General features: G+C 62.8%; 8 protein-coding genes. 5 read left to right on the forward strand and 3 right to left on the reverse strand.

Features of this window, described 5'->3' with window-relative positions; all coding sequences use genetic code 11:
* The first annotated feature begins 29 nt into the window (after positions 1-29).
* Complete coding sequence (locus tag LG3211_RS01205; RefSeq protein WP_057941245.1) at positions 30-3,092, forward strand: TonB-dependent receptor; 3,063 nt, start codon at positions 30-32, stop codon at positions 3,090-3,092.
* A gap of 96 nt (positions 3,093-3,188) precedes the next feature.
* Here LG3211_RS01205 and LG3211_RS01210 read toward each other — a convergent pair whose 3' ends face one another.
* Positions 3,189-3,965: a trans-aconitate 2-methyltransferase gene (locus tag LG3211_RS01210; protein WP_057941246.1), complete on the reverse strand. Its 777-nt coding sequence runs from the start codon at positions 3,963-3,965 to the stop codon at positions 3,189-3,191.
* Positions 3,966-4,170: 205 nt separating this feature from the next.
* Between LG3211_RS01210 and LG3211_RS01215 the strand changes: the two genes are divergently transcribed.
* The 3 genes from LG3211_RS01215 to LG3211_RS25315 all read left to right on the forward strand — a co-directional run bounded on the left by LG3211_RS01215 (position 4,171) and on the right by LG3211_RS25315 (position 20,905).
* Positions 4,171-4,899 carry a tetratricopeptide repeat protein gene (locus LG3211_RS01215; protein WP_148648692.1) on the forward strand — a complete coding sequence of 243 codons (729 nt, stop codon included), beginning with the start codon at positions 4,171-4,173 and terminating at the stop codon, positions 4,897-4,899.
* 335 nt (positions 4,900-5,234) lie between these two features.
* Positions 5,235-20,225, forward strand: coding sequence for a hypothetical protein (locus LG3211_RS01220; protein WP_057941248.1), 14,991 nt, complete (start codon positions 5,235-5,237; stop codon positions 20,223-20,225).
* On the forward strand, positions 20,225-20,905 hold the full coding sequence (locus tag LG3211_RS25315) for a hypothetical protein (protein WP_148648693.1): 681 nt from the start codon (positions 20,225-20,227) through the stop codon (positions 20,903-20,905). Before LG3211_RS01220 ends, LG3211_RS25315 begins: the two co-directional genes overlap by 1 nt.
* Positions 20,906-20,979: 74 nt before the next feature.
* On the opposite strand, the gene LG3211_RS26660 is transcribed toward LG3211_RS25315, so the two are convergent.
* Entirely contained in the window at positions 20,980-21,240 is a 261-nt protein-coding gene (locus LG3211_RS26660; protein ID WP_222837557.1) for a hypothetical protein, read from the reverse strand.
* Between the two features lie 514 nt (positions 21,241-21,754).
* Here LG3211_RS26660 and LG3211_RS01230 point away from each other — a divergent pair.
* Positions 21,755-22,159 carry a hypothetical protein gene (locus LG3211_RS01230; protein ID WP_148648694.1) on the forward strand — a complete coding sequence of 135 codons (405 nt, stop codon included), beginning with the start codon at positions 21,755-21,757 and terminating at the stop codon, positions 22,157-22,159.
* Positions 22,160-22,233: 74 nt separating this feature from the next.
* Here LG3211_RS01230 and LG3211_RS01235 read toward each other — a convergent pair whose 3' ends face one another.
* Positions 22,234-23,217, reverse strand: a complete 984-nt coding sequence (locus tag LG3211_RS01235; RefSeq protein WP_057941251.1) for a hypothetical protein — start codon at positions 23,215-23,217, stop codon at positions 22,234-22,236.
* Positions 23,218-23,225: the final 8 nt, after the last annotated feature.

Raw genomic sequence — 23,225 nt, forward strand, 5'->3', positions numbered from 1 at the left:
GTCAGCGCCGACTGGGGAGGGGAAAGCCGATGGTGGGTCGTCTTCGTGTGCTGCTGTTGAGTCTGGCGTGTAGCGCCGCCCTGTCCGCGCAGGCGCAAGGTGTGGCGGTGAACATTCCCGCCGGCGATCTGGTGACCGCGCTGGATGCGCTGGCGCGGCAATCGGGCGTGCAGTTCGTCTACTCGGCCGATCAGCTCAAGGGCCTGCGCACCCAGGGCGTGCACGGCAGCATGGCGCCGGCCGACGCGCTCGACCGTCTGCTGCGCGGCAGCGGCTACGCCGCGCGCCGCGATGCGTCCGGGGCGATGGTGATCGTCAAGAGCGCCGCTCCCGCCGCGCCGCCGCGGCCGCGCAACACGCCGCGCACGCCCGACGGCGCGGCCGCGGACATGCCGGTGATGACCGAGCTGGAAAGCATCCAGGTCACCGGTTCGCGCATTCCGCGCGCGCAGATCGAAGGCCCGGCGCCGGTCACGGTGATGACCGCGCAGGAGATCAAGGCCAACGGCTTCACCACCGTGCCCGACGTGCTGCGCGCGATGACCCAGAACGGCGGCGAGACCCAGAGCCAGCAGTCGGCCAGCGGCGCCGACTTCTCGCCCGGCGCGCAGCAGGTCGATCTGCGCGGGCTGGGGCCCAACCACACCCTGGTGCTGGTCAACGGCCGCCGCATCGCCGACTTTCCGATGCCGTTCAAGGGCCGCAGCAATTTCACCGACATCTCCAATATCCCGCTGGGCATGGTCGATCGGATCGAAATCCTGACCGGCAGCGCGTCGGCGATCTATGGCTCCGACGCGATCTCCGGCGTGGTCAACTTCATCCTCAAGAAGCAGGCCGACGGCACCACGGTGGATATGCGCATGGGCGAGACCACCCGCGGCGGCGGCGAGTCGTTCAACCTCAGCGTGTCCAGCGGTTACAGCCGCGATCGTTTCAGCGCGATCTACGGCTTCGAGCTGCAATCGCAGAATCCGCTGTGGGCCTACGAGCGCGCGCGCCAGGACTCGACGCGCGATGCGCCCACCGATTCCGCGCGCGCGGCGCGGCGCGCGTTCCTGCGTACCAACTGGGACGACGAATACCTCGACCCCGGCGCTGCCTGCGATGGGCTGGCGCGGCTCAACGGCGGCACCACCCATCGCGCTTCGCGTCCGGGCTGGGGCGCCGACGGCGAGGACGGTTTCTATTGCGGCAGCGAAGAAGCGATCGGCTACGGCACCATGATCAGCGAGCGCGAGGGCGTGAACGCCTACGCATCGCTGAGCTATCGCTTCGACAACGACACCGAATGGTTCGCCGATGTGCAGCTGGGCTATCACAAGCTGTCGATGTTCCGCGACGTCAGCAACTGGAGCTACCAGGCGCCCGATGGCAACGAACAAGGCTATTTCTTCAACCAGGCCACCGATCAGGTCGAGTACTGGCAGCGCCAGTTTTCCCCGGAGGAAATGGGCGGCCTGAGCGCCGGCACCATCCGCAACCGGCAGAAGACCTTCAGCCTGACCACCGGCTTCAAGGGCCGCTGGGGCGAGCATTGGGATTGGGAAACCGCGCTGAGCCATTCGCAGTATCAATCCACCATCAGCTGGCCGCAGATCGTCGCGTCCAAGGCCAACGATTTGTTTCTGGGCCCGCAGCTGGGCACCGACGACGACGGCTTTGCGATCTTCAATGCCGATCCCGAGCGCCTGTATCGCCCGTTGACCCGCGCCGAGTACGACTCGATCGCCGCGCGCACCACCTACCGGCCCAAGTCGCGCACCGACGCGCTGTCGCTGACCTTCACCAACACCGAGCTGTTCACCCTGCCGGCCGGCGCCGCCGGTTTCGCCGGCACCCTGGAAGTCGGCAACCAGAGCTACAACCTGCGGCCCGATCCGCTGGCCACGCAGTACTACTACTACAGCTGGCGCGACGCCGACGGCCACGGCAGCCGCGATCGCTGGGCGGCGGCCGGCGAATTGCGCCTGCCTTTGCTCGACAGCCTGAATTTCAGCCTCGCCGGCCGTTACGACCAATACCGCTACAGCGGCCACAGCATCGACAAATTCACCTACAGCGCCGGCCTGGAATGGCGCCCGGTCGAGTCCTTGCTGCTGCGCGGTTCCTACGGCACCGCGTTCCGCGCGCCGGATCTGCATTACCTGTATGCCGGCGAAGGCAATTCGGAATCCTCCGGCGTGGACTACTACCGCTGTCGCAGCGAGGAGCCGGGCACCGAGTTGAGCGATTGCTCGTTCTCGGACGAAAACGTGGTGGTGACCCGGCGCGGCAACCGCAAGCTCGATCCGGAGACCAGCACCGCCTGGACCGCGGGCCTGGTCTGGTCGCCGCTGGCCAATCTGGATTTCTCGCTCGACTACTTCAACATCGACTTGCGCGACCAGGTGCAGGACCTTCGCATCGACGGCATCTTGCAGGACGAAGCCAGCTGCCGCCTCGGCCAGCGCCCGGACGGCAGCGCGGTGGAGGCGAATTCGCCGACCTGTATCGATGCGTTGGCGCGCGTGGGCCGCAGCGACGACGGCAGCCTCTACAGCGCCTTCGTCAATCCGATCAACATCGCCCGCGAGCGCACCAACGGCGTGGATTTCAACGCGCGTTACCGCCTGGAAACCTCGATCGGCACGTTCCGCTTCAACGGCAACTACAGCTGGGTGCGCGAACACGAAAGCCAGCAGTACGCCGGCGACCGGGTCGAGGATCAGTTCGCGGTCAACAGCGGCTTCGACATTCCGCGCAACAAGGCCAGCGCCAGCGTGAGCTGGGACAAGGACCGCTGGACCGCGACCTTGCACGGCGAGCGCCTGGGCAAGTTGCCCAACTACGACTCCTACCAGGAAAGCTACGACCCGGCCGACGGCGGCAGCCCGTGGGTCGGCGCGACCTACCGCTACAACCTGTCGCTGCAGTACCGCTTCACCGATCACGCCCAGCTGGCGCTATCGGTGACCAACCTGTTCGACAAGCTGCCGCCGAAAGACGCCAGCTACAGCAGCTACCCGTATTACGACGTGTCCTGGTTCGACACCGTCGGCCGCCAGGTGTTCGTGCAATACACGCACAAGTTCGGCGGCAGCGCGCTTTGATTGCCTGACGTGTCGCCGCAGGGACGCGGCGGCGCGACTTTCACGGCAACGCGGCGGTCAAAACGGACGGCGTCGCCGCGCGCGGCGACAGCCGGATCAGCGCTCGCCGCCCGGCGTGCGCGCCACCACGAAGATGCGGCGGAATTCGAACCACGTCGTGCCGTCGCCGCGCGGCGGATAGGCGCGGTCCAGCATCGGCGCCAGTTCGGCGCGAAAGCGCTGCCAACCGGCCGCATCCAGCGCCGCCTTGACCGGCCGCAGCGCGGTGCCGGTGATCCATTCCAGCACCGCGTTATCGCCCGACAGGCGCTGCACGTAGCTGGTTTCCCAGGCATCGACCATGCAACCCAGCGAGGCCAGACGCTCGGCGTACTGCTTGGGCGAATCGACCGCGTCGTCTTCGCGCAGCCCGACCTCGCGCAGTCGCTCGGCCCATGCCGCGCTCGCGGCGAGTTCGCGCGTGAGCACATGCGAGGGCGCATCGAAATTGCCCGGCACCTGGATCGCGATCCACGCGCCCGGCGGCAACTCGCGCACCCAGCGTTCCAGCAATTGCCGGTGCTCGGGCACCCACTGCAGCACCGCGTTGGAGATCACCACGTCGGTATCGACCTTGGGCGTCCACTCGCGCACGTCGATCAACTCCGCGGCGATCCCGGCCTTGCGCGCGGCCTCGACCATCTCCGGCGAGTTGTCGCTGGCTTCCAGTCGCGCCTCGGGCCAGCGCTGCGCCAGCGCGAGCGTCAGATTGCCGGGGCCGCAGCCCAGATCGACCACGCGGCGCGGACGTTGGATGCCGATGCGCGCGGTCAGATCGAAGAACGGCCGGCCACGCAGGTCGGCGAAGTCGAGATATTTGCCGGGATCCCACATGCGATGGCTCCATCGAAGGCTGCGATCGCGGCACTATACGAGCGGCCGGTCTAGGCGGCGTGTGCGGCGGTTTGCGCGGCGTGGCCGTACGCCGTTCGCTGTCGCGACGGTAGGCGCGCGCATCGGTGGAATGCTGCCGCGCGCCGCACTACGATCGACTTCGGCCGCATGCATCGGCCGCATCGACGGGTTTCAAGGAGGAACCATGCTGACTCGAATGAGCTTGCTGTTCGCGCTGTCGGCCGTAGCGCCGGTGCTGCCGGCCGCGGAGGTCACGCAGATCGTGACCGACCTGGCGTACAAGGCCGACGAATACCCGGGCAGCGAGTATCGCCGCGGCGTCGATCAGGCCTCCGCCTACGTCCGCGAGGGACGGCCCAGCGCGGCCTGGAACGTGCTGCAGCCCGGGATGTTGTACTGCGACGGCAAGCGCAACACCGAGACGGAGATTTTCTACAGCGTCGCCGACAAGGCCGAAGAGCGCGAACTGCGCGATCGGGCGCCGCCCGGGACGACGGTGACCTTCGTCGATTGGGCTTGTCCGTTGACCTACAAGCAGGCGGCGTTCCTGGCGATCGATACGAACGAGCCCGAACGCGCGCGGGCCTTGCTCGACCGCGCCGAGGCGATCGCGCCGCATTGGGCCGATGTCCTGGCCGAACGCGCATATCTGACCGGCCACCAAGGCGACTGGCCGGGCGCATTGGCGCTGTATCGCAAGGCCCAGGCCTTGGCGCAGCGGTATTCGGCTTCGGCGCAGACCCGCGCGTTGATCCTGCGCGGCATCGGCTACGCGCTGGTCGAGGCCGGCGATCTGGATGGCGCGGCGCAGGCGTATCGCGACTCGCTCAAGCTCGATCCGGACAGCGAGGTCGGCAAGAAGGAGCTCCAATACATCCAGGAGAGGAAGGCTGCGGCTGACCGAAGCGATTAACCCCGGTGGCATCGTCGGCCGGACCTGCGAGCACGTGAAGCCCCTCCCGCAGAGACTTCGAACCGGCGCATGTCGTCGAAAGACCTCGCGGAGCGAAGTCATTTTGTCGAGCCGTGGTGTTGTCTTGGGGCCGGACACGAATTGCCTCCCCCGGCGCTCGCAGCCCCTGAGATACCTCCGGGTTCCAATGGCCCCGGCGCCCGTCTACCGGCGCGGCAGCTATCTCGTTCAGCAAATTCAGCTTCATCCCGAAAGCCCCTAAACTTTTCAAAAAAAGTGCCGAGAAGTCCATTGAGAGCCGCAAGAGCTGCGGCAACAACGGAACGGATAGGCACATGGTCGCGATCGTCACAGGGAATGGTCTGGGTCTGCAGTCGTCTTCGGCGCTGGGACTCGGCGGCAGGGGGCAGGTCGGCAGCGCGGGCTTCGGCAAGAGCGGCGAACAGGTGTTCGTCAACGCCGCGACCGGCAACCTGATCCTGCGCGACCGCGACCAATGGCTGCTCGGCCGCGGCGTGGACGCCGAGCTGTACCGGGCCTACAACAGCCAGGCGCAGCTGGTCGGCGAGGCTTGGCGCTCGGGCACCAGCAAGCAGGTCAACGGGCTGACCGGCACGGTCAACACGGCCGGCAGCACGGTCACGCGCACCGACTGGGACGGCAGCCGCACCACTTACGCCTGGGACACGGCGCGTTCGCTGTACGTGGCGACTTCCGGCGCCGGCACCCGCGACACCCTGGCCTGGGACGGCGGCACCCAGCGCTGGACCTGGACCCAGGGCGGCAGCCAGCTGATCGAACGCTATGACGCCACGAAGAACGGCCGGCTGTTCGAAAGCGTCGATCGCGACGGCAACGCCGTGCAGTACAGCTACAACGCCGCCGGCTCGCTCAGCCAGGTGGCGACCGCCGCCGGCGAGACGACGATTCTCGACTACGACGGCTCCAACCGTCTGAGCAAGGTCCGCACCGTCACCCAGAACGGCGCCGGCCCCCAGACCTCCACCGCGGTGCGCTACAGCTACGACGGCAGCGGCCGCCTGAGCACGGTGACCCTGGACCTGAGCCCGGACGACAACAGCGTCAGCGACGGCAAGGTCTTCACCAGCACCTACGCCTACGACGGCAGCAGCGCGCGCATCGCCTCGATCACCCAGTCCGACGGCGCCAAGGTCGCTTTCACCTATCAGCTGGTCGGCAGCGATTACCGCGTCGCCAGCATCGCCCAGACCAGCGACACCGGCGTGCTGCGCACGACCACGCTGAGCTACGACGTCGCCAACCGCCGCACCACGATCACCGATCCGCTGGGCCAGGACACGATCCTGAGCTACGACGACCAAGGCCGCTTGCTGCAGACCAGCAGCCCGGCGGTGGCCGGCGTGCGCCAGACCCAGGTGTTCACCTACAACGCCGACGGCCAGGTCGCGACCATCCGCGACGGTCTCAATAACGAGGTGAAGTACACCTACGATGCGGCCGGCAACCTGATCAAGCAGGAAGACGCGATCGGCACGATCGTCGAGCGCACCTTCGGCAGCGACAACCAGTTGCTCAGCGAAACCGTGTCCGGCCCGAACACGGTCACCGCGACGACGCGTTACGTCTACGACGCCGAGCAGCACCTGCGTTTCAAGATCAGCGCCGAAGGCCGGGTGACCGAGCTGCGTTACAACGCCGCCGGCCAACAGACCGGCCTGCTGACCTATTCCGAAGGAAAGTACACCGGCAGCGACTTCAGCGAAGCCGCGGTGGTCAGCTGGGTCGGCGCGAACGCGCGCATCGGCGAACGCACCGACACCGCCTACGACTTCCGCGGCAACGTCAGCAGCGTGACCCGATACGGCACGCTGGCCGCCGACGGCAGCGGCGTGACCGACGACAAGACGATCCAGAGCCGCTACGTCTACGACGAGCAAGGCCGCCTGTTGCAGCACTACGCCGGCCCGATCGGCAACCCCGACGTCGAACAATTCACCTACGACGGCCTGGGCCGCGTGCTGAGCGCGACCGCGTTCAACGACAGCATCACGCTCACCCAATACGACGACGCCCAGCGCCGCACCATCGTCAGCTTCAGCAACGGACTGGTCCGTACCTCGACCTACAACCACGCCGGCGAATTGATCGCGCTGGCCGAGTCCGGCAGCGGCGGCACGGTGCTGTCGCAAGTGCGCTACCACTACGACGCCGACGGCCGTCTGCGTATGACCGAAGACGCGCTGGGCGCGAAGACGCATGTGCTGTACGACGAAGCCGGCCGGCGAGTGGCAGAGATCGATTCGGCGGGCGCGCTGACCGAGTATCTCTACGACGCGAATAATCAGGTCATCAAGACCACGCGCTACGCCAATGCGGTGAGCGCCGCCGGCCTGGCGTCGCTGATCGACGGCAGCGGCAAGCCGAAGCAGACCACGACGGTGAGTGGGCAGACGGTTGCGCTGACCTTGGCGAATGCGGGGGTGAAGCCGGCGGTGGATGCGGTCAATGATCGCAATGAGTGGCGGTTTTACGATTCAGCCGGTCGTCTGTTCAAGACGGTCGGCGCCGACGGCGCACTGACCGAGTACACCTACGATGCGGCATCGCGGCTGATTCGTTCGCGGGTTTACGACATCCGCGTGAATATGACCACGTTCCGTGCGAATCCGACCTCGGCGAACGCGGTCTCGGCCTTCCCCTCGCCTCCGACAGATCTGATCACGCGCTATTACTACAGCGCCGATGGACTTCTGATCGGCGTCATGGACGGCACGGGCGGTTTTACCGAAACTAAGTACGACGGCGCCGGACGCAAAGTCAAAACCATCACTTACTGGCAGTCCGCGAACGAGAACCTGCTCGACGCGGGCACCTTGGATCAGTTGCGGCCGACGACCAGCGCGCTAGATATCCATACTTATTTCAACTACGACAGCCGCGGATTGCTGATTTCGCAGATCGACGGCGAACGTTACCTCACCCGCTACGAATACGACGCGCAGGGACATGTAACTCAGCGAATCCGCGGCGAACGGGTCTCGGAAGCTTCGCTGAAGGGCACTCGCACACTCAATGGCTCGTTCAACGCGCGCATGGAGACCTTCGGTGGTTTCCCGCAAGTCAAGGTTTGGGTCGATAACGCGCTGGCTGCGACCGTCACCCTGGACAGCGCCACCTACAAGACTTACAACTTTTCCGCTAATGTCGCACGTGAAAGAAATCACGACGTTCGCTTGGAATTCATTATCTCCACCGGCAGCAGCGTATGGATCAATGCGGCTGAATTCTCCGGAGTTTCTTTCGATGCGGGCGGGCATTCGAACTGGACGTCGCCCGGCTCTTCCACCGTGCAGCAGTATCCTTCCGGCGAGGTGGCAGCGTATGGCGATCTGCTGGCCGTCTGGTCGACGCCGGATCCGCAGAGCGAATGGCCGGTATTCCCCGATTCGCTCGATGTCACATTGCCCGGCGTGCTGGAGAAAACCAGCTTTACCTACGACACCGACGGACGTCTGCTGAGCAAGACCGAATTCTCGTCCAGCGGAAATGTCGAATCGCGATATGCATACGACAGTCAGGGTAATCTGATCGCGGAGAACCGTGCCGACCGCAAGGCACAATACCGCTTCGATCTGCAGGGCCGTCTGACCGCCCAACTCAGCGGCGAAGGCGTCAAGGCGCTGCAGGCGCTCGGCGCAAATCCGACGCAGTCCGCTGTGGACGCGATCTGGGCCGATTGGGGCGTGCGTTATCAGTACGATACCGCCGGCCATCGCACCGCGATGATCGATGCGTTAGATCGCTCGACCTTGTTCTACTACGACGCGCAGGGCCGCTTGACGCACACGGTCAGCGCAGCCGGCGAAGTGACCGAACAGCGCTACAACGTTTTCGGCGAAGTCTCGCAGAGCATCGTCTACGCCTTGCGCCTGACCTCGCTGTCGCTGGGCCAGATGCACGGCGGTCAGATGAGCCAGAGCGAGCGCGACGCGATCGCCGCGCTGGACAACGACAAGGCCAGTCGCACCACGCTGAGCTATGCGGTGACCGGACTGCTGTCGCGCACGATCGATGCGTTGGGCGCATACACCGATCGCACATACACCACCTTCGGTGCGATCGATACAGTGACGCGTTGGAGCGATTTTGGGCGCAGCCAATCCAAGCTGATCGAGACCGATCATAACTACGATCGCGCCGGCCGCGAAGTCAATGTCATCGAGGACTCTGCCGGCAGCGGCAACCAACTGAAGCTACGCACCACCAATAACTACGATGCTTTCGGCCGGGTGGTCACCCGCTATGTGCAAGGCGCCGATGGCGCTCTGAAGAACGTCGTATCAAAATCCTACGACCGCCGAGGTCAGGTGCTTAATGTCAAGGATCGTGATTCGGATACATCCAACTATTTTCTGAGCTACGATGCCTTCGGCAATGTGCTTACGCGTGGCGAATTCACCTCGCCGGGCGTGCAGACCTTTACGACCTACAGCTACACCGCGTTCAATCGCGAGATCCAGGTCACTACCGCCGAAGGCGTACAGACCAAGACCCGCTATAATGAGTTCGGCCAAGTCGTTGAGCTGATCGATGGCCGCGGCAATAGCACCACTTACGAGTACGATCTCGACGGTCGCCTGATTCGCTCCACCGATCCGGCCGGCACTGTCTCTACCCGTTACGACCAGGCCGGGCAGGTGATCGAGACCACCGATGCCCGTGGTGTCAAGAGCACTTTCGAGTACGACGCGGTCGGCCGCGTGTTGACCCGTACCTTCGATCCGACCGGTCTGGCGATCAAAACCAAGTACGAGTACGACGCTAAAGGCCAGCTGGTCCGCATCACCGATCCACTCGGCACGGTCTCCGAGACGCGTTACGACCTCAATGGCCAGAAGGTCGCGGTCGTGGTCGATGCCGGCGACGGCCGCTTGAACCTGACCACCACGTTCGAATACGACGCGCTCGGTCAGACGGTGCAGACCACGGAAGGCGCCGGAACCGCGGCGGCCGTGGTTACCCGTTATGAGTACGACAAGGGCGGCCGCCGCACGGCGACGATCCTCGACCCGAACGGCTTGGCGCTGACCACGCGTTACACCTACGATGCGGCCGACATGGTCGTGGCGAGCACCGATGCCAACGGCCAGGTGACGCGCTATGTCTACGATCGCAACAGCGAACTGCTACTGACCATCGACGCGACAGGTGCGGTCCAGCGCCGCGATATCGATCGCGTCTTGGGACGTTTCCTGGGTGTCACCCAATTCGCCAAGCCGATCGACCTGACCGGTTTGGGCCTGAAGGTCACGTTGGCCGAGATCCAGGCTCGATTGCAGCCGCAGACCGGCGTTGACCGGACGACTCAGCAAATCTTCGATGCCGACGGCCGCCTGCGCTACGCCATCGACAGTCAGGGTTACGTTACCGAGTTTGTTTACGACGCCTCGAACAACATCGTCCGCACGATTGCTTATGCCTTCGCGATATCTTCCTGGACCAACATAACGGCGCAGACAGTTTCCGGTCTGCTGTCGGAACAGACTTCGGTGATGCACGCGAAGGATCGTCAGACCCAGACGATCTACGATGCGGCCGGACGCGCGGTGTTCCAGATCGACGCGGGGCGCTTCGTCACCCGCAACAAGTACGATGCCAATGGCAATTTGATCGAGCGTGCTCGCTTTGTCACCGAGTATCCGGCTGCGTCGGCGACGACGTTACAGTTGCTGGACGCCTGGGCTGCAGGCCAAGCCACAAATGCGACCGCTGAAGAGCACTGGATCTACGATGCAGCCAGCCGGGTGATTTGGCAGGTGGATTCCGGTGGCCGCGCTACGCGTCATACCTACGATGCCGCTGGTAATCGCCGGATGAGCACTCTCTTTCTGCATCTGGCTTCGGAATCGAAGCGGCCCAGCGCCTATACGATGCAGGGAATGGCTGCCTGGAGCGCTTTGTACGGGTTCGAAGAAGCGCGTTACACCAACCAGACCACGATGTGGTTCTACGATGCGGCTGGGCGGAATGTTCTCAGCTACGACGCCTCGGATCGATTCACCGAAACTGGATACGACGCGGTGGGGCGCGCGATATCTTCCTCGCGTTACGATCGAGGGTGGGGCGCGAGCAATCCTCCGGTAACGCTGGACACCGCCGTCGCCGACTTGCGGGTATTCCTCACTTCAGAGGGCAGCACGAGTAAGACCACCCAGTATCGCTACGACGCGGCGGGCCGTTTGTCCGACACCATCGATGCGATCGGCGGCGTGCGCCATTATCAGCGTGACGGCCTAGGCCAGGTGATCGCCGAATTCGCGGCTTGGGGTACCGCTGAACAGGTCGTGACGCGCCGCAGCTACGATGCGGTCGGGCAGTTGGTGGAGGAAGCTTCCGCGGCCGATACGGCCGAGGCATCGCGTAAACGCTTTGTTTACAACGCCTTCGGTCAAGTCGTCGCCAGCATCGATCCACGTGGCGTAGAGTTGGCCGAATCCGATTCGGCGTGGGCGTTGGACCAGCGATATTCGCTGGGCTATAGGAACGAAACGGGAGCTGCCCTACGCGCGGCGGACCTGAGCGCCGCGCAGAAGACGGCGTTACTGGCGCGGTATACCAGCCGTTCGAACTACGACGTCAGCGGACGTCTTGTCGAATCCATCGACCCGCATGGCGGCACGGTCGCGCGTGATTACGACGGTTTTGGCAATGTGATCCGAGTTGTCGACGCGATGGGCCGGGCCGGCTTGTTCTTCTACGACGCGCTCGGACGCGTAACCCATCAGGTCGATCCGGAAGGCTACCTGACCCGTACTGAGTACGATTTCCAAGGTAACGCCAGCAAGGTCCACCGATACTTCGAGCGGATCGATTACAACTTCCCCGCCCACGGTGTGCCGTCCACGCCTGCGGGAGCGGTGGCAACTACGCAGATGGAGTATGACCTCGCCGGCCGACTGGTACAGGTCACCGATGCACAGTCGCATGTCGAAACGTATGCATATGACCACTACGGCTTCGGCAAACGTACCCGGTTTACCAACAAGCTGGGTGGCACGACCCACTACTCGTACGACAGGCTCGGTCGCCTTCTTAGCGAACGGCTTCCGGTCACTGCGGCGGCCCGTGTCGGGGGGGCGCCGGATTTTGTCGTCAACTACTATCAGTACGACGCGCATGACAACCTGACTCGCCTGTCGGAAGGAGGCGAAAGCGCCGATTCACGCGATACCTATTTTTCTTACGACGGCTTGAATCGCAAGGTATCCACTAGGGTAGACGTGGCGGTCGTTTGGGGTGAAACCATAGCGGTCGAGAAAATAAAATATGACACCCGCGGCAATATGATCGAAAAGATCGGCGCCAACAACGCGCGCACGGTCTACTACTACGATGCCAATAACCGTCAGGTCGGCCAAGTTGACAGCAATGGCCTGTTGACGCTCAACGAGTTCGATGCCGCCGGCAATCTGATTCGCACGCGCGCGTTCGAGAACCCCGTCGCGTTGCCGGTCGGCTGGGCGTTGCCGTCGGCGCCGATCAACCCGGCGACCGGCAAGCCCGATCAAGTGCGCGAGACGCGATTCAGCTACGACGCCAACGGCCGCCGCATCGGGTCGCGGGTGATGAACGTGCTGTATGGCGGAATCGGTCCCGATTCCAGCGATCCGACCAAGCAGACTTACCACATCGATGCAGGCGACATCGTCGAGACATGGACCTACGATCTGGGTGGCCGTCTGGTCGAGCACCGCGACGGCAACGGCAATCTCACCCAGACCTATTACAACGCGCTAGGCCAGAAGCGCCTGGAGATCGACGGCGAAGGTTATGCGGTCAAGTGGGATCGCGACGCCGAAGGCAATGTGCTGACCGAGACCCGGTATGCCCAGCGTCCGGCCACGCCCGCGGGCAACGAATCGGCTGAGCAGATCATCGCCGGCTGGCCGACCGATGCGGAGAACGATCGCGTCACCGTCTACACCTACGACAAAATGGGCCGGCGCCTGAGCGAATCGCGACTCAATGTCGATTATGGCGTCGTCGATACCGGTACTGGCGGGCTGACGCAGATCGACAACGGCACCGCGACTACGGTCTACGCCTACGACGCCGCCGGCAACCTTCTCAAGCGCACCGACGCCAACGGCAGTGTGTTCGGTTGGGAGTACGACAAGATCGGCCGCAACACCGCGGCGATCCTGCCGGGCTTCGTCGATTACGCGGGCCGCTACGTGACCGCGCGCACCGAGTACAGCTACAACGGTTTGAACCTGGTGCTGAAGGAGACTCGTCGCGGCGCCGGTAACGATGGCGATCAGGTCACCAGCTACGTCTATGGCTCGGGCGGTCGCCTGCTGTCCAAGACCAATGCGATGAACTACACCACGCGCTTTGGTTACGACGTGGTCGGCAACATGACCAGCATGAGCTATCTGCGTACCGACTCGGCCGGCGGGCAACGCACTGAGACCGTGCAGTTGAGCTTCGACGAAAACAACCGTGAAATTAGCCGCGTCACCGTCGGCAGCGACGGTACTCGCAGCGTCGAGCGCCGCACCGGTTACAACCTGTTCGGCGATGTGACCGGTCGCGGTACCGGGCCGAGCGGTTGGCAGGAGGTCGCCGAGTACGACCGCGCCGGTCGTATGTCCAAGGGCAATATGGACGGCGGCGTCACCCGTTTGTTCGCCTACGATCGCAACGGCAATGCCGTGGTCAAGATCGAGTCACCGTCGGTCGATCTGTCGCAAGCCCAGTGGAATCTGGAGACCATCAGGAGTCTGGCGCAAGAGCAGAAGCAAGGGTTGTTCAGCACTCTGACGCTGTACGACAAGCGCAACAACGCGGTGCAGGTGATCCAGGCGGCGATGAGCGCCGAGGGCGAGCGCCTGGGGCTGAAGCCGATCACCGTCAATCCGACCCGGCCGGGCGAAATCGCCGTGGGCGTGGGTGGCCGCATCGGTGGCGAGCGGCAGGTGCCGCAGATGGGCGAGGTCAACGGCAGTATTGTGTCGCAGCCGTCGACGACGGGCGTCGAGCTCAGCTACAACGCCTCCGGCGCACTGAGACTGGGCAACTCCTACAACGTCGAGTACATGGACGTCACCGTAACGGTAGATGTTCCCGACTTGACTGCGATCTTTGGCCAGTACGATCTGAAAGTCGTGGCTATACCGCCTCCGCTGGGCTTTCCCAAGGAGGTGTACAGCCTTGGCACTGGCACGGTATCGCTTAATTTTAACACCCAGGATGCGATCGATGGCGAAGGCTCGCTGCTTGGGCGGTTCTTCGACCGTAATCCGCATCGGATCGGCGCCTATTTGCAGGTGTACGTGGTCAAGAAGTCCACGAACGAAGAAATACTGATCAGCAAAGTCAGCTATACCCCGGTCGAGGTCGATGGCACCGTCATCCAGTGGCCGGTTTACGACGAGCATAGGTGGAACTTCGCTTTTGCCAACGCTGGTTCAGACAAGTACTTCACTTTGCTGCCGCAGCTCATCAAAGAAACCGCGCAGTTGCCCGAAGGCACTCAAGGCGGCGTAGTGCTACCGAGCGAGGCGGTCCGCACCGACATCAGCCCACAGGTCTATGTGCGCCCGATGGGTTCGAACGGGGCTTTCCAGACCCTGCCGCTAAGCCGCACCAACGACAAGGTCTTCGTCGATCCCAATGGCCTTGTGGCGGGACAGGCCTACGAAATGTTGTACGTCGCCGAGCAAAACAACGGCGTGCTGGTCCGTCGCGAGCGCTACCAGTTCGTCGCCGGCAACGGCGGCGGCATCACTCGCTTGCCGGACAACGAAGGCGCTTACTCGGCGGCCTTCCGCGCCAACGGTGTGGGCAATTTCATCTGGACCACCGACGGCCTGGACATGACCACCGTGCGTACGCGCAACGGCGTCGTGCCCAGCAGCGCCATCGTCGAGTACCGCCGCAAGGGCAGCCAGGACCCGTGGGCGGGCACCACCGCGTTGCCGAGCCAGCCGCCGTCGGCAACGCCGGGCAGCTTCCGCTGGAACACCAGCGGCATGAGCGGCGACTACGAAGTCAAGTTGAAGCTTCGCGATGGCGATGGCGTGGTCATCGAGACCATCGATGGCGATGTCAGCATCGGCGCGGCTCCGTCGGTGAACCTGGACTTCGCCAGCAACGCCGCGGTCATTACCCTGACCAATCTGCCGCCGAACGCTTCTTCGCTCAATCTGCAGGTGCTCGACGGCAGTCGCGTGGTCGCATCCGCTTCGAACCTGAGCATCGTCAACGGCGTGCTCACCCCGGCTTGGGCGATCGCGCCGGAGATTCTTGCCGAAGTCGGCGACGGCGTGCGCGACTACACGTTGCGGTTGAGCCTGACCGACAACCTGGTCGTTCCGCCGCACGTCTACGACATCACCGGCACGATCCAGGTCGGCCCGCAGCGCACGAATTTCAAACCGGTCCTCAAGCTCGACAAGCATCTGTTCACGCTGAACCTCGATCCGAAGCAGCCCGAAGGCCAAGTGCTGGTGCTGCACTATCGGCCCGAGGGCAACATCGCCGCGGCCTTCACGGAAGTGGTGATTCTGCGCGGCGCCGACGGCAAGTTCCGCTGGGACAGCCTGGACCTGATCAAGGAGTCCACCTACGAGTACTTCTACGACGTATTCCGCACCTTGGCCGACGCGCAGAACCCCGGCGCCGGCCAGAGCTTGGTGCGTAATACCGGCTACTTTTGGCCCGATCTGGACCGGCCAGCCAGCGAAGTGCGCTGGGAGTTCGGCACCATCCAGCCGTCGGCGAATCTGATCCATCGCTACCAGAGCTATAACGCCTTCGGCGAGATCGCCAACGAGACCGACGGCCGCGGCAACGCCACCACGTTGATCTACAACACGCTGGGCAAGATGGTGCGCAAGACCGATCCGGAAGCCTGGATCACCCGCGCCAACGGCTTCCAGGAACGCTATGCCACCTTCATCCAGTACGTCTACGATCTGGCCGGCAGCGTCGTCGCCTATCGCGACGCCAACGGCAACCTGACCACGCAGGCCTGGACCTACGGCGCCGCCAAGCCGACCTTGATCGGCGAGTGGCATGCCGACGGCGGTTCCAAGCGCTTCCAGTTGGACGTGTTCGGCAATCAACGCGTGGTGATCGACGAAGTCGGCCGCCGCACCGGTTATGGCTACGATCTCAACAATCGTCTGATCTGGATCGAACGGCCGAAGGCGGAGAACGAAGCGCAGATCATCGACAGTTACGCCTACGATGAACTCGATCGGCGTATCCGCCATACCAGCAGCCAGTTGGGCGCCACCACCACCGACTTCGACATCGAAGGCGAAGTCAACCGCGTGGTCACCGCGGCCGGACGCACCACCACTTACTCGGCCACCTGGGACGCGCAGGCCAACAACGGCCGCGGCGCGTGGCGCAAGGTTACGGTGCTCGCCAACAGCAAGACGTCGACCGACGTGGTCGATGTCTCGGGCCGCAAGCTGTCGCACGTGGACTTCGGCGGCAACACCTTCGTCTACGACTACAACCTCGCCGGCTTGTTGGCGCGCTCGGGCACGACCGTGTACGAGTACTACGGCAACGGCCTGATCAAGCGCATGGCCGATCAGGTCAGCGGAATCCAGGCCTATTACGAGTACGACAAGAACGGCAACCGCACCTTCGAGGGCTTCACCACACGCGGCGGCGACTGGGCCTTCCAGCAGTCCGAGGCGACCTACGACGAGCTCAATCGCCTGGTCAAGGTGATCGACCCGCGCTACGTCATCGAGTACGAATACGACGCGCAGGGCAACCGCATCCACATGAAGTCGGTCTACCACGACGGCTTGAACGGAGCGGTCAGCAAGCAGGACTACTGGTATCGCTACGACAACATGAACCGGTTCATCGTCACCATGGGGCAACTGGGTGCCGACAATCAAACGCGCGGCGCCACCGCCAACGACGAAAGCGTGAAGGTGTGGGAGGGCGTCGGCGGCGACGGCGTTGCATTGGGCTACGACGCGGCCAACCAGCGCGGCATGGCCCGGTACGCTCGAGACGGCCATACCGAACGCTACAGCTACGACCAGCGCGGCTACCTCACCGACACCGTCATCGACGACGTGTTGCGAGCGCGCCGCGTCAACGATCTGGCCGGCCGGGTCGGCGATTACTACGAGTACGACGCCAGCGGTGTGCTCAAGACGAGCACCAGTCGCGTCTGGGACAACGACAGCCTGCTGATGCAGGAGAACGACAACCTAGAGAACAAGGGCACCGTCACGTATCGTCAGGCCGACGGCACGGTCGATTTCACCGAGACCTACGGCGAAGCGACCACGCTCAAGACGACCTATACCTACGAGTGGTTCGACAGCGCCAAGCAATCAAAGATCGAAGTACAGCCCAGTAACGAGGACAGGCCGGGCTGGGCCGCGGGCTTCTCCTTGTTCGAGTACGACGCGCAGGGACGGATCAAGACCGCCCGCGACGTCGATGGCAAGCGCGCGTTCGTCTATCAGACCGATGGCGAAGGCCGCATTCTGCAGCGCGATGAGCTGCTCGGCTCCGAGATGAACCCGGACGGCACCTTCACCTCCGGCACCCAGAACCGCTTCCACAGCTACTACCTCTTCGACGACCGCCAAGTCGGCAACGTCGGCAACGACGGTATCGACCGCATCGACTACGCCAAGGAACTGGCACAGAACGAGGTTAAGTCCGGCGCCCAGAACGACGAACGCCACAAGCGCTTCACTCCGGTCGCCGGCGCCGACTTCGATGAGAACTACCTGCCGATCAACAGTCTGTACCCGACCGCGGCGCCGGGCAGTTACATCATCAAGGCCGGCGACACACTGCAAGGCATTGCCGCTGCGCTGTGGGGCGACTCGGCGATGTGGTACCTGCTGGCCGACGCCAACGGCCTGGCTCCGAACCAGCCCTTGATTCCGAACACCGTGCTGACGGTGCCGAACAAGGTCACCAACATCCATAACAACGCGAGTACGTTCAAACCGTATGACGCGGGTTCGGCGATGGGCAATACCAGCCCGACCGTGCCGGAACCGCCGCCGCCGCCGGCTGCTAAGAAGGGGTGTGGTGGGTTTGTACAAATACTGGCGATCATCGTCGCGGTCGTGGTCACCATCTACACGGCGGGCGCAGCGAGCGGTTTGATGGCCGGTGCTGGCGGCAGTGCTTTCGGCTTCGGCGCCGCGATGGGAGTGGGGCTGCAGGCCGGCGCAGGTTACTTGGCGCTGGGCGCGGCGGTTGGTTCCATCGCAAGCCAGGGCGTCTTGATCGCGGGTGGAGTGCAGGACAAATTCAGCTGGAAGCAGGTCGGGCTTGCCGCGGCGAGTGCGTTCGTCACCGCAGGCGTAACCAATCTGGGGCCTGTGGCTAGGGTTCTGGATAAGTTGCCCGCGTGGGGCGGGGCGATGGCTACGGGAGCGATCAATAGTGTTGCAAGCCAGGGTGTCAACATTCTTGCTGGCGAGCAGAAAGGCTTCGACTGGAAGGGCGTCGCAATCTCGGCGATCGGTGCCGGTGTGAGCTATGGCATCAGTCAAGCAGTGGGGCGCGCTCAGTATGGCGATCAGCAATGGGGTGACATGCTTCAAGACCCCGCTTACATGAGGAGTGTCACAAAGGCGGATTGGGGTAGGACCGCTGTTCGTGGTTTCACCAGCAATGCCATTGCGGGTGTGGTGAGTGCTGCTGCCCGCGGCAATCTGTCAGGCGGCGCGCTTGCCCAGATGGGCTTGGACGTACTTGGGAGCACGATAGGCAATAGCATTGCCGAAAGCGCTGCAGCACGTCAGCAAGCTGAGTTCGACGCTTCGGTGGCTCGTAGCGAGCTAGGAATACAAGCCGATATGGCGGCTATTGGTGAGGCTAATCTCGCGGCTACCAGTGATTATGCAATGGCGAGGATGCAGGCCAATCTAGATGGGGGGCTGCAGGCTCGGTCGGAGCAAGGACGCGCACGTGGTAATGCGCGAATAGAACGGGATTTTGATCGGAAATGGGCGACCGCAGAAGCCAGAGCTCGAGCCGCGGCCGCACGTATGGACGCTCAGGCAGCCGAGAACAGGCTCTTCAATTGGTTGCTGGATGGCAAAACGCTACATAGCAACTATGAGTACAGGCCCAGGTCGTCGGCACTTCCTGGTAGTGCGAGGCGCTCAGTGCCCATCGAGCCGTTATCCGCTTACGAGAAACGGTTGCTCAATGGCGATATGACTGCGCTCTGGGACATGGGGGCCGACCGAATCAACGCGCTTGGTGACAGTATTTGGAATGCCTATGCGGATACCGAATTCGGGAGCAGCGAGTTTGGTGATAGGCTGATGACGACGAATAGACGGCGCATACCATACTGGAATACTGACGCGATCAAGCGTAGTCAGCTCCCATATACAATGGCTGTGGGAGATCGCGCTCAACCGGGCACGATTGCCGACAAGTATGTGGGCTATCAAAAGGCAGGTATCAATTTACTCGCCGATTTTGCCCAGCTTGGGTTTGACATAGCTCCAACGTGGCAAATTGGGTCTTTCTTTGGCTATGGAACACCGCAGGTCCCGCACTTTACGCTCAGTAATCAAGAGGTGATGGGTGGTTCCATATTTGAGATCGCCACCGTTTTGCTTGGTGAAGCCGCAGGCCTCGCGAAAGCTGGCAAGGCCCCGGGTGCTGCCAGATCGTCGGTACGAGCTGTGCATGTCGCTGAGGTCGGATTATCTGAAGCCCCAAACTATGTTGATCTGGTCGCAAACTTTACCGGGAGGAGTCCCGATGACATCGGGGCCTACTATGCGGATCTCGGGGCGAAAGGCGCTGACTACGAGCGTTTAATCGGCAACGCAGTTGAGAAATACGGTCTTACTCCCGACGAAGGTCACGTGATCTTCGGATACACGACGAATTTGTTCTATTGGGATCTCAACAAGGCCATACGTACGGGAGGAACGCCGCAAGCGAATGCATTGGCGGATCTTCTCAAAAGTGGACTGAGGAAAATGCCCCCGGCATCTGATTTGGAATTCAGAGGCTTTCGAGTCGAGCCTCAGGGTCTTGCAGATTTTGACAATGTATTCAAAGAAGGGCGGACGGTGACGTCTGACTTCTGGTCTACCGGCCCTGATATAAAAGAAGCCTACAACGGGAGTAGAAACGTTGTAATACATACCTCGCGAGCTCGGAATATTTCTGATCTAGCGTTTGGCGTGCATTACAATGATAAGGTCGGCAAGACTCGGTATACTAGCGAGGCTGTGATTCTTCCTGGCAATAGGTTTGAAATCACGGGCTATGATAGTAACGGACGCATGATTCTGGAGGAAAAGCGCTGATGGCTATGCGCGAACGAATTCCCTTTGCCAGTCTGCCCGCTGAAGTCAAGGCGATCGTTGAGGTCGACGATTTCATCAAGGCATATGCTTTGCCTGATTCCGGGAACTATATTTTTTGGACGCGTAATCGATCCCTCGGAAAACAGCGCGAAAATGAATTTTCAGCGGAGCTTGGGCGGTCTCTTGAACGCGCAGAGCGTGAGAAGATGCTCCCAGCCCCGCAAAAACTTGGATTCATGGTTCGCGGTTTTTCGATCATAAAAGGTTTTCGTTTAGAAGAAAGCACGGATTGTCTCTATGAGACCTATGCGATTTGCGATCCTGAGAGTCAGCAGAGAGTATTGGAGTGTGAACAAATTGTGTTCGTGCCGATCATGCGCGCCATCGTCGATGTAGTCGATGACGCACTCGACAAGCTCATGTTCCCCCAGGAATATGCTGGATGGAGTGAGGATGAGAAGGTGATGCATTGGACTCAGTTTCTTTACAGGGCCCGACGCCAAGCAGGCGAGACTGGCTCGGACCCTAACGTCGTATTCGACACGGCTTTGCTTGAGTACATGAGCAGTATCGATCCAAATATACGATCGATAATTCATCAAGTATTGGACAGGCTGGCGGGCATGGAGGTCGTTTCGGCAACGGATCTTAATGTTGCGCTTGAGAAGGGCTGGAGATAGTGCTGGGCGGATAGCATAGTGCTCGTGTCGCAGAGCACGAGCGCGCAATCTTGAGTGACGTTCATCATGGAATTTCAATCGCCAAATTGATCCAGCAGTACGGCAAGATTTTTCGGCGCCAGTACGCGACAACTTTCTGTTAGCAGGTCGGCAATCTCCTCCCAGTCGCTGCCATATCGATCATCACGCCGACGATGTTCGCAAGCCACATCGGCCTGAAAAGCGGCGGCCTCGAAAACTTTGGTGCCGCCAAACGTGCAAGCGGCTTCGGTGTAAGCCGGCGGCCACCCGTTGTCGATCATCACCACATGGGCAAAGTTATTTTTCGCCCACATCTAGCGAGTGCCGGTCCAGGCGGGTTCTTCGTAGGCCTCGGGTAACCCGAGGCAGATGGCGTTGAGGCGGGTCAGAATCGCGGGCGGAATCGGTGGGTGGTCGGACGTCTCAAGGTCTCCTGCCGGAATACGCACGATCGCCATCGTGAATCTCGAAAGCGCAGCCCGCGACATCGGTCCATACGCAGCGGCATACGAACCACATCGCCGCTCGATTGCGCACACCAGCCGCCAATCGAATCATCAGCGTGAACTCGGCCAATACCGCGGCGCGTCTGGTCAGTAGCGTTGAGGTCCCGATGCGCGCGGGTTGGTTCCGCGTGCATCGCGTAATGACGCGTGAGGCGCCGGCGATACGGTGCCTTGCGACGATTTGCACGCCGCTTTCGAGACGCGCCCGACACTGCGGCAATCGCCCTCACATGTGCGTCAACGCGTGATGGTTTCGGCCTTGGGCACGTGCTTCATTACATGCGCGCCTTCCATGGTGGAAGGCTTTCAAGGAGGAAGCACAATGAAGTCACTGGCAATTGCGGTGGTCGTCGCGGCGGCGATGATCGCGGCGACGGATCCGGCTCAGGCGGGCGAGAAGATCGACGTGCCCGTCAGCGTCTCTACCAATCCCCAGGGCCAACCGGTCCGCGCGTTCGGCATGCTGGCCAGCGCGCGCGCCAGCGCCGGCGTCAACCAGACCATCGGTTGTGCGAGCAGCGCGACCGGGACGACAGTGGTGGCCGCGTGCGAAGCGCGCAATGCCGCCGGCACCTACGTCCAATGCACGACCTACAACGCGGCGATAGTCGCGGTCGCGCAATCGGTCGGCGCCGATTCGTACGTGGATTTCAGTTTCGACGGCACAGGCAATTGCACCAGCCTGTATGTCAGCAACGGTTCTTCGAACGCGGTCAAGCAACCCTGACCGTCGCGCGGCGATGTCATCGGATCACGACGGCATCGCCATATCGACGCGTGCGGACAGCGGTCCGAGCGCGCTCAGAACTCGCACGAATCCCATCCCGGCGGCGTGGTCTGGGTCGAGCTGTTCTTGAAATTCTGCCGCAGCGTGGTCTGCGCCCACTCGTTGGCTTCGACCAGCTGCCCCGGGCTCAGGTTCGATGCGATCGCCTCGAGTTGCCGGTCGAGCTGGGCGACGCGATGGGGTTCCGCGCCGAGACGGTACAGCTTGAGGTAGCGATAGTGCTGCACCGGATCGGCGCCGATCAGACCGGCGAGCAGACTCTGCGAGCCCGGCTCGTAGGCTTGCTGCAGCAGATCGACCACGCGCCAGTCGCCGGCGGCCAGGCCGCTGTCGATCAACGTCGAAGCGGCATTGCCGTAGTTGCGCAAGGATTCGGGATGCTTGATCAGGCTGCGCGCATCGTAAAGTGGGCCGCGATCGAGATAGCACGCGCGCGCCTGCTCATCGCCCAGGCGCGCGGCCTGGGCGATGCTCGGCACCAGCGCGTCGAGCATCTTGTCGCTGACGCCGGAGCACAGCTCCTGGTTCTTGCGCACGCCCTGCTGGCGCAGCTCCATCGCATCGAGTTGCAATTGGTAGGTGCGCAGCTGCGCCGCGCTCATGCCGTCGGTGGACTTGCGGGTGAGATCGTTGGTCGCACCGTCGCTCTTCCATTGCGAGCTGCGCAGGCGGCTGCAGCGGTCGAGGTCGCGCAGCAGGCGCTTGGCCGCGTCGGCATCGCCGCCAGCGGCGCGCGCGCGCAACTCGGCGAAGCTGTTCTTCAACGGCGTGTTGGGCGGGGGCAGCAGGCCGCGTTTGGAGGCTAGGGGGCTCGATCCGAGCGCGGCCTCGTCCTCCGTGCCTTGTGCCGCGGCGGCGTCGGCGACCTTCACATGCATCGCGGCGCGCGTCTGCGAAGTATCCGCGCGTCCAAGAAAGTATGCGCCGATCACCGCGGCCAGCACGGCGACAGCGATCAACAGTGAGCGTTTGGTCTGCATATCGTCGCGCTTCGCCATCGGCCGTC

The organism is Lysobacter gummosus (assembly GCF_001442805.1).
GTDB classification, from domain to species: domain Bacteria; phylum Pseudomonadota; class Gammaproteobacteria; order Xanthomonadales; family Xanthomonadaceae; genus Lysobacter; species Lysobacter gummosus.

What these genes read in the sequence shown, in the direction of transcription:
- LG3211_RS01205 (WP_057941245.1), top strand. Translation starts at nt 30, where the DNA reads ATGGTGGGTCGTCTTCGTGTGCTGCTGTTGAGTCTGGCGTGTAGCGCC.
- LG3211_RS25315 (WP_148648693.1), top strand. Translation starts at nt 20,225, where the DNA reads ATGGCTATGCGCGAACGAATTCCCTTTGCCAGTCTGCCCGCTGAAGTC.
- LG3211_RS01230 (WP_148648694.1), top strand. Translation starts at nt 21,755, where the DNA reads ATGAAGTCACTGGCAATTGCGGTGGTCGTCGCGGCGGCGATGATCGCG.
- LG3211_RS01215 (WP_148648692.1), top strand. Translation starts at nt 4,171, where the DNA reads ATGCTGACTCGAATGAGCTTGCTGTTCGCGCTGTCGGCCGTAGCGCCG.
- LG3211_RS01235 (WP_057941251.1), bottom strand. Translation starts at nt 23,217, where the DNA reads ATGGCGAAGCGCGACGATATGCAGACCAAACGCTCACTGTTGATCGCT.
- LG3211_RS01220 (WP_057941248.1), top strand. Translation starts at nt 5,235, where the DNA reads ATGGTCGCGATCGTCACAGGGAATGGTCTGGGTCTGCAGTCGTCTTCG.
- LG3211_RS01210 (WP_057941246.1), bottom strand. Translation starts at nt 3,965, where the DNA reads ATGTGGGATCCCGGCAAATATCTCGACTTCGCCGACCTGCGTGGCCGG.
- LG3211_RS26660 (WP_222837557.1), bottom strand. Translation starts at nt 21,240, where the DNA reads ATGTGGGCGAAAAATAACTTTGCCCATGTGGTGATGATCGACAACGGG.